The 12,027-nt window shown below is 68.8% G+C and carries 8 protein-coding genes and 1 pseudogene; 8 read left to right on the top strand and 1 reads right to left on the bottom strand.

Annotated elements, in window-relative coordinates; all coding sequences use genetic code 11:
• The first annotated feature begins 110 nt into the window (after positions 1-110).
• From GC106_RS16030 to GC106_RS47035, 7 genes and pseudogenes are all read left to right on the top strand, one after another.
• The gene (locus tag GC106_RS16030) at positions 111-1,211 is read left to right on the top strand and encodes a sensor histidine kinase (protein WP_173130562.1); all 1,101 of its coding nucleotides are present in this window, start codon (positions 111-113) and stop codon (positions 1,209-1,211) included.
• The gene (locus GC106_RS16025; RefSeq protein ID WP_173130559.1) at positions 1,208-2,314 is read left to right on the top strand and encodes a sensor histidine kinase; all 1,107 of its coding nucleotides are present in this window, start codon (positions 1,208-1,210) and stop codon (positions 2,312-2,314) included. Before GC106_RS16030 ends, GC106_RS16025 begins: the two co-directional genes overlap by 4 nt.
• Positions 2,315-2,468: 154 nt before the next feature.
• The gene (locus tag GC106_RS16020) at positions 2,469-2,990 is read left to right on the top strand and encodes a hypothetical protein (protein WP_173130556.1); all 522 of its coding nucleotides are present in this window, start codon (positions 2,469-2,471) and stop codon (positions 2,988-2,990) included.
• A gap of 211 nt (positions 2,991-3,201) precedes the next feature.
• Complete coding sequence (locus GC106_RS16015; RefSeq protein WP_173130553.1) at positions 3,202-4,323, top strand: hypothetical protein; 1,122 nt, start codon at positions 3,202-3,204, stop codon at positions 4,321-4,323.
• A gap of 435 nt (positions 4,324-4,758) precedes the next feature.
• A pseudogene (locus tag GC106_RS16010) lies at positions 4,759-5,972 on the top strand (IS3 family transposase).
• Positions 5,973-6,167: 195 nt separating this feature from the next.
• The gene (locus tag GC106_RS47040; RefSeq protein ID WP_217280548.1) at positions 6,168-6,413 is read left to right on the top strand and encodes a hypothetical protein; all 246 of its coding nucleotides are present in this window, start codon (positions 6,168-6,170) and stop codon (positions 6,411-6,413) included.
• A gap of 21 nt (positions 6,414-6,434) precedes the next feature.
• Positions 6,435-7,223: a transposase gene (locus GC106_RS47035; protein ID WP_281368511.1), complete on the top strand. Its 789-nt coding sequence runs from the start codon at positions 6,435-6,437 to the stop codon at positions 7,221-7,223.
• A 1-nt stretch (position 7,224) separates the two neighbouring features.
• Here GC106_RS47035 and GC106_RS16000 read toward each other — a convergent pair whose 3' ends face one another.
• Positions 7,225-8,766: an MFS transporter gene (locus GC106_RS16000; RefSeq protein ID WP_173130550.1), complete on the bottom strand. Its 1,542-nt coding sequence runs from the start codon at positions 8,764-8,766 to the stop codon at positions 7,225-7,227.
• Between the two features lie 106 nt (positions 8,767-8,872).
• Between GC106_RS16000 and GC106_RS48805 the strand changes: the two genes are divergently transcribed.
• Complete coding sequence (locus GC106_RS48805; protein WP_173130547.1) at positions 8,873-12,019, top strand: AfsR/SARP family transcriptional regulator; 3,147 nt, start codon at positions 8,873-8,875, stop codon at positions 12,017-12,019.
• Positions 12,020-12,027: the final 8 nt, after the last annotated feature.

The raw sequence follows: 12,027 nt of genomic DNA, 5'->3' as shown, positions 1-12,027 counted from the left end.
GGTGGCCGGGCCCGGTAGGGGGCGGTGTGTCGGTCATTCGCACCACACGGTGCCCCACTTTGTTTGTGGAGCGGGTTCCCGTCCGGTGACCGGTAGGCCAAGCTGAAGTGGTGAGCGCGGTCAAGAGCGCAGCCAACCATGTCGAGCGGGTCCTGGTCGTGGTGGTGGCCGTGGGCCGGTTGTTCTCACTGCCGTTGTTGGTTCCGTTGGTCATAGCGGGGACTCCGCTACTACTGGGTGTAGTCGGCTTCTGCGTCACGGAAAGCTTGCTGTTCATCACGATTTGCCTTCGGCGGCGCCGAATTCCGCAGGTGGCGGCGTTCGCCGACGTGGCCGTCACGATCGCCGTGCTCTGGCCGGGAACCATCCCGCCCACCGACACCGTCAGCCACTCCTACAACTATCTGATCATCGCTGTTCCAGTGGCTGGATTGGCCGGGTGGTCCTTCGTGACGACGCTGGGGGTGGGCGCGGCTGCCGCTGTCGCCGTTGCCGCCACCATGACGGAAGTGACATGGACAGTCGTGCCGGACATAGCCAATCCGCTCGTGGTCACGATGATCAGCTGGCTGATCGCGACTTCGGTCCGCATCGCGGCGAACCACCTTGACACCCAGAGGGAACACGCCGTCGCTGCGGCGAGCCGCCTCGCCAGGGAACGTGAGCGAGTACGGCAGGCCCAGATGCTTCGTGGCGCACTGCTGGACGTGTTGGAGGGCCTCATGGCCGCGGACGCGGTGCCCGATGAGTACGTCCGGCAGCAGTTGAGATCCGAGACAGCCTGGCTCCGGCGGCTTGTCGCGGCCGAACCAGCCGCAGGCTCAGGCGACGTGTTCGACGATCTCCAGCAGTTGTTCCGGGAGAAGGAGTCGACAGGTCTACGGCTCAATGTCCGGTGGGCGGCAACGCGCCCAGAGCTGACTGGCGAGAGAACGGACGCGTTGCTTGGCGCGACACGGGAAGCGTTGACGAACGTGGTCAAACACGCGGGTGTCACCGAGGCCGACGTCAACCTCGACGTCGTCGACGGCGCCCTCACGATTGAAGTGATCGACGGCGGAAGAGGTTTCGACACCTCGGTGGCGCCTGTCGGGGTGGGCATTCGCGAGTCGATCCAGCGGCGGCTGATCGAGGTCGACGGCCAGGCGCGCATCGAGTCCTTTCCGAGCAGGGGAACGCGGGTACTCGTTTCGGTGCCGGTGAACCGATGACGTTGCGCGACCGGTACATCGCCGCTCTCGATGGAGCACTGGCGCAGGCAGCTCTGCTCATCGCCGTGGTGATTCGGCTGAGTGCGTTGGCCGTGGTCGCCTTCGCAGTGCCTTTCGTGTGGCGGAAGTTCTCCGAGCCGGCACTCGCGCTGGTGCTGCTGGCCGGATTGGCGTTGTGCACCTGCGTCGTCCTGCTCATCTGGCGGCGCGCCGGGATGGTCACCCGGGCCGGTCTGGCCGTGGACATCCCCATGGGGCCTGCCGCCATGCTCGCCAACGCCTCGATCACACCGTACTGGCCGCAGGGGTGGAGTTTCTTCACCTTTCCGTACACCGTTCTGCTGTCCTTGACGCTGGGCATGGCGGTGCGGTCGGCTCTGGGGGCGGTGCTGGCCGGCCTGACCTGGAGCGGTGGCTACACGTTGGCTGTCAGTGTCTTTCACCACGTGGACCCGGTGGCGACTCTGGGAGTGGTGCCGGGTTACGTGGCCTACACGGTGATCGGCTGGGCGGCCGTGCGTGCACAACGCCGGGCGGACGCGGAGATCGTCGAGGCCCGGCGGCGTGAAGTGACCAGCGCTACCCAATTGGCAGTCGAACGTGAACGGCATCGCCACGTGCGCGCCTTGCATGACCGGATACTGCAAACCCTGGAGGCACTGGCGTACAGCGACCTGATCACCGATCAGAACCAACGTGAGGTGGTCCGAAGCCGAGCGGCGTGGCTGCGGCGACTGGTCGAGACCGAGGCGACACCCGTGGGGAACGACCTACATCGCGTGGCTGAAGAAGCGCGCGCCGCCGGACTGTCGGTCGACCTCCACGACCGTCGGCTCCGCGCAGAGCGACCTAACGAGAAAAACCTCGCCGTGCTGGCCGGCGCCGCCCGCACGCTGCTGCTTTCACTGGCTGACCATAACCAGGCGGTCGTGGTACGCGCCGACATCGACGACGCCAAGGTGCTGCTGACCATCCTCGTCACCCGGGGCACCACCCCGCCAGACGCCGAGTCCGTTGTCAGAGCCAGGGAAACACTCATCGCCGCGGGCGGCGGACTGCTGCTCGAACCAGACCCGTACGCGGAACTCTGGGTACCGGCGTAGTAGATGTGGTGCCACCACCCGTCATACAACGCACGGCATGACACGTCGCCGTGGATCGCACCACCATTCCTCCCGTACCGGTCAGGACAACGGAAAGGGAAGGCTGTGATGGAGAAAAAGTCGCCACGACAACGAAGCAAGCGAGCTCGCGATCGTGATCGGCGCTGCCATGGGATTCGCGGCACTGACGGTCGCGGCCGTTCCGGCACAAGCGCTGGGGCCAGGGGTTGTCTGTATGTTCAACGCCCCTACCGGCGCCCCGGTCGGTCCAGCCAGGATGGGACACGTCGGGTGGGCGTTTCGTATCGGTGACAGCCAGAGCTGGAACTTCGGCGCCACCGAATCAGCGTCCTACAACTGGCGGGACAGCGGCGACCTCAACACCATGTTCGACACGTTCAGGGGCTTGCGGGGTAAGGGAATCACGCGTGGCTACTACACCCAATGGCGCTGTAAGGACACTCCCAACAGCTCAGTGGGGGCCGCGTCCAACAAGGTCAGCCAACTCTACGGACAATCGTACGACGCGCTGTGGAACAACTGCTTGACCCGATCAGTGGCGATCTTCAAAGCCTATGACAGTTCGGTGAGCAATCTGCCGAGTGGCGGGGCCACCGGGCCCAACTACTACTTCGACAACCTCACCTACGGCTTCGGCCCCAAACATCCACTCTGATCCAATTTCTGGGTAATCCATGGCCCCTGGACGATGCCCAGGGGCCATGAAGAGACCGCCAGGCAACGCGGTAGGCGCGATCCCTGCGGCGGTGCACGGGGAAGGGGAGAGACAGATGAAGTATCCACGAGCAGCCGTCCACCGCACAGTCCTGGTCGTCGACGTCGAAGGTTTCACAGAGCAGCGCCGGACCAGACCCCATCAACTCACCGTGCGCGCGGGCCTGTACCGCGCTCTGCGGCAGGCGTTCGACAAGGCAGGCATTCCGTGGGCCGAATGCGACCACGAGGATCGGGGCGATGGTGTGATCGTGCTGGCCCCTGCCCAGGTACTCAAGGCCCCGTTCGTGGACTCGGTGCCGCTGGCACTGGCAACAGCGCTGCACCACCACAACACGAGTCACCCGGCCGAAGAACAGATCCGGCTGCGGATGGCCCTGCACGCCGGAGAAGTCGCCTACGACGAGCACGGGGTCACTGGCACCTCGATCAACTTGGCGCTCCGATTGCTGAACGCTCCCGCAGTGCGGACGGCGCTGGCCGAATCGCCTGGTGAGCTGGCTATGATCACATCCGGGTGGTTCTTCGACGAAGTCGTCCGGCATAGCACGGACACCGACCCCGCCACTTTCCGGCCGGTGCGGGTCGCGATCAAGGAAACGTCCACAGTGGGCTGGATCAGCTTGCCGGACCACCCGTACCCAGCACAGTCCTTGCCCGAGCTCAGGTCGCGTCGATCGTTCACCGGTCGGCCGCCGGCGGACCCAGCCCAGCTGTTGCACGCCGCGGATCTACAAAAGCTATTGGGCCTACTGGACGAGTGCGAACGTGCGCCGAACCTCAGCGCCTTTCAGGAGGCAGTGGTCGATTCACTCGGCCGCTACTTCGGGTATCGGCACGCTACGTTCTTCATCGGACGGACACTGCCCGAGGTCTTCACCGACCGCGCGCCCGTGGTGAACGGTCGTGCCGGTCGAATGGTTACGCACTATATCGAAAGCGCCCATCAGCACGATCCTTTCGCGCAGCCTGCGTTCCTGCCTCTCTACCAGCACTCAGGCGTGGTCTCGCTCGACATGCTGGCTCCCTTGAGCCAGCAGCATCCCTCCTCGCAGCGCTACCTCGAGAAATTCTTGTTCCGCAACGGAATCCACGCCAAAATCGCCCTCGCTCTGGCTACCGACCGGGCAACAGCCGGGATCGGCCTGTTGGCAGAGGAACCGGGTACCTTCGACCTCAGGGCACTGGCGCTCGCGCGCGTTGCCGACCGGCATCTGACCAACCTGTTCCGGTTCCACGCGCACGAGGTCGCAGGAACTTCACGCACCGCCTGATGTCCCGCCAGGCCCTGACACGCGGATGACCCGGCAAGGGCAAGCCGATCAGCGATTCTGCGCGGGAGCCGGTGCGGAACGCTGCTGTCGGCAGGGCACCATGCAGAAGGATGGAGGTCTAACCGGGGGTCTTGCTGGCCGACTGGTGATCGAGGGCACCTTCCCGTGGATCCGCTGGGCGGGATGCCTGATGGCCGCGGTCGAGTTCGGCAAGGCCCGGCCCGCCGTCGACCCGGCGGTTGTTGTCAGGTCGGTCACCGTGATCATGGGAACGGTTGTTGGCCTGACATTCTTGTTTGGCTTCGGCAACGTCTTCAACCTTGCGCTTTGGCTTGGTGTGCCCGCCTGGGCCGCCCCGCTCGTCGCCCCTCCGGTCGATCTCTTGGACCACCCCGGGTTGGTTGGAGGCTCTGATACCTGGAAGGGTGAGGAGCTATGGCACCACCGAGGAAGTACTCGTCTGAGCTGCGGGAACGTGGGGTTCGGATGGTCTTTGAGCTTCGTGAGCAGACAGGTGAGCGGACCGGGACGATCGGCCGGGTCGCGGATCAGCTCGGGGTGCATCGGGAGGCGTTGCGGACGTGGGTGCGGCAGGCCGAGGTTGATGGTGGGAAACGGCCGGGGATGTCGACGAGTGATGCTGCGCGGATTGCTGAGCTGGAGCGGGAGAATCGTGAACTGCGGCGGGCGAACGAGGTTCTGAAGGCGTCGGCGTTTTTCGCCCGGGAACTCGACCCCAAACCGCCGCCCTAGTCGAGTTCATCGATACCCATCGAGGGCAGTTCGGTGTGGAGCCGATCTGTGTCGTGTTGGAGGTGTCGCCGTCGACGTATTGGGCGGCCAAGAAGCGGGAGTCGAATCGGTCGGCTCGTGCGGTTCGAGACGAATGGTTGAAAGGAGAGATTCTGCGGGTGTGGTACGGGCCGGGGGCGTGGCTTGTACGGGGCGCGGAAGGTGTGGGTGCAGCTCAACCGCGAGGGCATCATGGTGGCGCGATGTACGGTCGAGCGGCTGATGCGCGAGCTGGGCATCAGCGGGGTGACCGCGTCCCGCAAGCGGCCACGCACCACCATCCCAGGTGCCGACAGGCCAGGTGACCTGCTGGAACGGGACTTCGCTGCGGACGCGCCGAACCAGCGGTGGGTCGCCGACATTACCTACGTCGCCACCGCGGCCGGCTGGGTGTACACCGCGTTCGTCCAGGACCTGTACTCGCGCCGCATCGTCGGCTGGCAGGTCGCCGACCACCTGGGTGCCGACCTCGCGCTTGACGCCTTGGAAATGGCGATCTGGGCGCGCGGAGGAAAGGTTGACGGCCTTGTTCATCATTCCGACAGAGGAGTTCAATACACGTCCATTCGCTACGCCGAACGACTCGACCAAATCGGTGCGGCGCGTTCAGTCGGTAGCAAGGGTGACTCCTATGACAACGCTGCGGCCGAGTCACTCAACAGCCTCTACAAGAAAGAACTGATCGACTTCCACGGAGGATGGAAGAACGCGACGGACGTGACATTAGCCACGATGGAATGGGTTGCCTGGTACAACTCGGACGACTACATTCTTTCTGCGGGAACACTCCTCCGGCTGAGTACGAAGAGACGTTCCACCGCGCCTGTCCTGGTCGAGAATGCGGCCATCCGATTTGACCTGGGCGATCGTGACGTTCGATGATCGGCGGTCGTGTCTGTTCGTCTGGTCTACCTCCACGACTGCACCCCGAGGACAGGGCGTTGTTGGCGGCCCTGCTCGTGCCACTGGCCCGCGCGACGGTGCGCCGACTCCGGCTATGGTCAGCCCGGATACCGTGCTGCGGTGGCATCACGACCCGATCAAACACCCGCATGGAAGACGTCCTGGCCGTCTACGCCCGCACGTACGACCTCACCCGCCCGGTCGTGTGCATGGACGAGAAACCCTTCCAGCTACTCGGCCACGCCCGCGAGCCGCAGCCCGCACGACCAGGCAAGGACGCCTGCCAGGACAGCGAATACGTCCGGTGTGGCACCTGCTCGATCTTCGTATGGGTTGAGCCGCTGCGCGGGTGGCGCCGCGTCCACGCCTTGGCCCAGCGCACCAAGATCGACTGAGCCGGGCAGGTCAAACAACTCCTGACCGTCGACTATCCCGACGCCGAGACCGTGGTGCTGGTCATGGACAACCTCAACACCCACGGCATCGCCTCCCTCTATGAGGCCTTCACGCCCGCCGAGGCCTTCGCCCTGGCCCAGCGCCTGGAGATCCACCACACCCCCAAACACGGATCCTGGCTCAACACTGAGTTCCTCACCCCGACTGCGATGACGGGCGCGTTGGCGGTAGACGTGCCCGCCCGGGCGAGGTCGGATGCGCGGTTCGACCGTGCCTTGATCGTGAACGATGCCCGTGACGCAGCGCGGTTCGCCTGCCAGATCAGCGAAACGAGGATCAGCACCTCGGCCTTGGACCACATCAGCTCGGAGATTCGCCGTTTCGCCACAGGCTACTTCGCTCAGCCGCTGTCGGAACTGTTCATGGATATCCGCGCGCTCCGCGGTGAGGTCTTCAACCTGGTGGAGAACAACAGGTTTCCCGATCAGATGCGTAACCTCTGCCTCGCGGCAAGCCGATTGGGCGGCCTGCAGCGCACATCTGCCTCGACCTTGGCCACTATCGAGCGGCTCATACCCACGCACACACCGCATTCCTGTGCGCGGAGCTGGCTGGCCACAACGCAATGTGCTCGTGGGCCCGTGGCCTGCAAAGCCTCATTGCCTACTGGGACGGGCAACTGGACAGCGCGGTGCAGTTCGTCCAAGACAGCGCCCGCCGTTGCTCACGCGGCTCATCCACGCCCTGACCGTCCGCAATCGGCGCCAGGGCGTCAACGTCGCCGGGTCAAGGCCGGTTCCTCTGAGTAGGTCAGACATGGGAGGTGACGGCATCCGCCTGCTGCGCCGAGCGGCGGCGGTCCAGGAACAGGCCGGTGAGCACGGCCAGGGCGAGCAGGACCGCCATGCTGGTGTACGAGACGGCGGCGAGCCCCGAGGTAAAGGCCTCCCGCGCGGCGGTCAGCAGTTCCTCACCCGTCTGCGCGGGTAGTCCCTCGGCCACCGCCGCGGCGCCCGCCATGCTGTCGAGTGCGTGCGGCGCCGCCGAGGCCGGGACTTCCTCGGGCAGGTTCGGTGCCAGCTCGGCGTGGTAGACGGCCGTGCCGATGGCGCCGAGCGTCGCCACGCCCAGGGCCATGCCCATCTCCGACGCCGTCTCCGACATCGACGACGCCGAGCCGCTCTTCTCCTTCGGCGCCGCTGCGATCACGAGGTCGATGACCAGCACCAGGAGCGGTCCGATGCCGATGGAGATGACCACCGCGGCGGTGATCGGCACCGCCAGCGCCGAGTCCGGCCGGGCCTGGGCGAACAACAGGAACCCGACGGCCATCAGCACCAGCCCGGCCGCGATCGTGCGACCGGGGCCCCACCGCCTCGCCAGCGGCGGCGACGCCAGCGAGCCGATGATGTTGGCCGCGGCGAACGGTGCCATCCACAGCCCCGCCGCCAGGGCCGGCAGGCCCTGGGACAGCTGCAGGTACTGGGCCAGCAGGAGGATGAACGAACCCTGGACCAGCGTGCCCAGCAGCAGGCTGCCCAGTCCCACGGTGAACGCCCGCTCGCCGAACAGCGACAGCTCCATCAACGGGTCCCGCAGCCGCCGCTGCCGCCGGACGAACAGCCACCCGACGACCGCGGCGACGGCGAGCACGGCGACCGTCGGCACTTGCCACCCGTGTCGCGCCGCGTCCTTGAACGCGTACACGAACGGCAGGACCGCGCCCAGCGACAGCAGAACGCTCACCAGGTCGAGCCGACCCGGCACCGGGTCGCGGTACTCGGGGAGCAGGAGCGGCGCGGCGATGAGCAGTAGGACCATGACCGGCACGGCCATGAGGAACACCGCGCCCCACCAGAACCACTCGATCAGGGCGCCACCGGCCATCGGCCCGATCGCCCCGCCCGCGGCGAAACAGCTGCCCCACACCGCGATGGCGAACCCCCGCTGGCGCGCGTCGTGGAACATGTTGCTGATCAGCGACAGGGTCGACGGCATGAGCGTGGCACCCGAGATCCCCAACAACGCGCGGGCGGCGATCAGCAGCTCGGGTGAGGGCGCGTACGCGGCGGCCAGCGACGCGAGGCCGAACGCCGACGCGCCGATCATCAGCAGCCGGCGACGGCCGATCCGGTCACCGAGCGTGCCCATGGTGACGAGGAAGCCGGCCACCATGAAGCCGTAGATGTCCAGGATCCACAGCTGCTCGGTGCTGGTAGGCGCCATGTCGGCGGTCAGGTGCGGCAGCGCCAGGTGCAGTGCGGTGAGGTCGAGTGAGATCAGCAGGATCGGCAACGCCAGCACGGCGAGCCCGACCCACTCCCGTACACCGGCCCGCGAACCGGTCGCCATGGTTCTTCGTCCCCCTTCCGGTTTCGTTTCCACTGCTCACGATGGCCGCCGGGGGTTCCGAAGAGGTTGCGGTGCGACCGCAACCCCCGTAGTAGGGTCACCACCTGTGCGGTTCGGTGTTCTCGGGCCTGTTCAGGTGTGGAACGCCGACGGACAGCCGGTCTCGGTCCTCGAGGCCAAGGTGCGCGCGATCATGGCCGCCCTGCTCATGCGCAACGGGGAACCCGTCACCACCGCGGCGCTCGTCGAGGACGTGTGGGAGAGCGACCGGCCGGCCGCGCCGGAGCGGGTGCTCCGCTCCAAGGTGTCGCGGTTACGTGCCGTACTCGACGCGGCCGAGCCCGGTGGCCGCGACCGCCTCGTGCACGGTCCCGGCGGGTACGCCCTGCGCTTCGCCGACGACGAGCTGGACGCGCTGCTGTTCCGCGCGCTGGTCGAGCAGGCCAGGGCCAGCGGCGACCTGCACGTGCGTGTCGCGACCCTCGACGAGGCCCTCGCGTTGTGGCGGGGTCCCGCGCTCGGCGACGTCGGCGACCTGGCCGCGCTCCACACATGGGCCGAACGCCTGGACGAGGACCGGCTCACGGTGACAGAGGAACGCGCCGACGTCCTGTTGCGGCTGGGGCGCGACCCGCTGCTCGCCGGTGAGCTGGGCAGGCTCGTCGACGCCCACCCGCTGCGGGAACGCCTCCGCGCGGCGCACATGCGTGCCCTGTACCGGGCCGGCCGCCAGGCCGAGGCGTTGGCGTCGTTCGAGAGCCTGCGGCACGCGCTCGCCGAGGAGCTGGGCGTCGACCCCAGCCCCGAGCTGGTGGACCTGCACGCCGCGATCCTCCGGCAGGACCCCGTCCTGGCCGCATGGCCGGAGCCGGTCCGCGGCGGTCGTGCCGTGCTGCCCGCCCGACTCGACGAGTTCGTCGGCCGGGAGGACGACGTGGCGGACCTGCGCCGGCTCCTGGTGGCGGACGGGCGCCGGCTGGTGACGCTCACCGGGCCGGGTGGCGTCGGAAAGACACGGCTGGCGGTGGAGACCGTCCGTGCGGTGGCCGACGAGCTGGACGCGGTCTGGTTCGTCGAGCTCGGCAGTGTGCCGGTGACCCTCGGGGACGACGCCGAGGAACTGGCCGACGCGGTCGCCGCAGCCGTGGGGATGCGGGACGAGGGCGGCCAGCGCGGGCTCGCGCGGCTGACCGGGGCGCTCGCCGGCACCGGGGGGATCGTGGTGCTCGACAACTGCGAGCACGTGCTGGTCGCCGCGGCCGCCGTGGTCCGGGCACTGCGGGAGGCCGCGCCGGGGCTGCACGTGCTGGCCACGAGCCGGGAGCCGCTGCGGATCCGCGGCGAGTGGGTGTACCAGGTCGACCCGCTGAGCGCCGGGCCGGACGGCGCCGCGGTCCGGCTGTTCGCGGTCCGCGCGGCGGCGTCCGCACCCGGATTCCGGCTCGACGCGGAGACCGAGCCGGTCGTGGCGGCCGTCTGCCGGCGCCTGGACGGGCTGCCGTTGGCCGTGGAGCTGGCCGCGAACCGGGTGCGGGCGCTCGGCCTGACCGCGCTGGCCGCCGCGCTCGACGACCGGTTCGCCCTGCTCGACTCCGGTGAGCGTGACGCGCCGGAGCGGTTGCGGACCCTGCGCGCGATGATCGACTGGAGCTGGGAGCTGCTGGCGGAGCCGGAGCGGGTCACGTTGCGGCGGATCTCGGTCTTCGCCGACGGGTGCACCCCGGAGGCGGCCGCTGCCGTGCTGGACAGCCCCGCCACCAACTCGCTCGCGCGCCTCGCGGAGTGCTCCCTCGCGGTGCCGACGGACGGCGCCGACGGGGTGCGGTTCCGGCTGTTGGAGTCGATCGCGGCGTACGCGGCGGAGAAGCTGGCGGCGGCCGGCGAGACCGACCGGGTGCGTGACCGCCACCTGCGGTACCACGTGGCGCTGGTGGAACGGGTGGAGCCGGCGCTGCGTGGCCCGGACCAGGCACGTCAGTTGCGGCGGCTCGACGAGTCGGCGAACGACCTGCGGGCCGCCTTCGCCGAGGCCCTGCGGGTGCCGGACGCCGACAGCGCCCTGCGGCTGGCCGTCGGCGGCTTCTGGTACCGCTGTCTGCGGGGTCGGCTGCGGGAGGCGCACCACACCCTGAGCGCCGCGCTCGCGCTGCCCGGCGGTGCGCCGGCGCTGCGAGCGGTGGCCGCGGCGTGGTGCACGGGCCTGGAACTCGTCGACGGAGACCTTGCCGACCCCGTCGCCGCGGCGACCGAGGCCGTGGCCACGCTGGTGGCGACCGGCGCCGACGCGGCGGCCACGGCGCGGGCCCGGTGGTTCATGGGTCCCATGCTGATCGAGGTCGGTGAGCTGGCGGCGGGTGAGCGGATGCTGGCGGCGGCCCTCGCGGACTTCCAGGCCAGGGACGACCGATGGGGTGTGGCCGCCGTGCTGTGCAACCGAGCGTGGCTGGCGTTGATGCGGGGGTCGGCGCAGGACGCGGGTGGCGCAGGACGCCGTGCCCTCACCCTGTTCGAGGAACTGGGTGACACGTGGGGGCGATTGGAGGCCATGGCGGTGCTGCGCCGGCACGCGGAGTCGGTCGGCGACCACGCCGAGGCCGCCCGCCTCGGTGCCGCCGGGTTGCGCCTGGCCGAGGACCTGGGGCTGGCAACCAAGGTCGCGCACTGGACGGCGTTCCTGGGGCGGGCCGCGATGCTGCGCGGTGACCTGGCGGCGGCTCGTGACCTGCTGGAGCGGGGGCACGGGTTGGCGGTACGGCACGGCGACATCTTCGGCCGCCGGTTCGCGGGCCTGCATCTGGGCGCGGTGGCACGGCGACAGGGCCGCACGGCGGAGGCCGAGGCCCGCCTGACGGCGTGGCTGGGTGAGCGGGGCGGCGAGCCGCCGACGGAGGAACAGGCCATGGCGCTCACGGAGCTCGGCCACACGGCGCAGGCCCGGGGCGACACGGGCGCCGCGCTGGGCCGGCATCGCCGCGCCCTGGCCGCGGCCAGGGCCACCGGCTCACCGCAGACGGTGGCGGCGGCGTACGAGGGACTGGCGGCGACGGTGCTGGCGACGGGTCGCGGTGGCGAGGCCGCGTTCCTGCTCGGCGCCGCCACCGCGTGCCGGGGCGGCGAGCGGGCACCGGCGGAGACCGCGGCACTGGAACGAGCCGTGCGAGCGGCGACCCCGGCCGGCGAGTTCGCGGCGGAGTACGACCGCGGCCGGAACGAGGGGCCGGACGGCGCGGAGCGGCGGTGGCCGTCGCGATGAGTTTCCGG

The sequence above is a fragment of the Kibdelosporangium persicum genome, from assembly GCF_013280595.1.
Classification (GTDB): Bacteria; Actinomycetota; Actinomycetes; order Mycobacteriales; family Pseudonocardiaceae; genus Kibdelosporangium; species Kibdelosporangium persicum.
The sequence above is the reverse complement of the archived record's forward strand: the minus strand, read 5'-3'. Positions and strand labels throughout refer to the sequence as shown.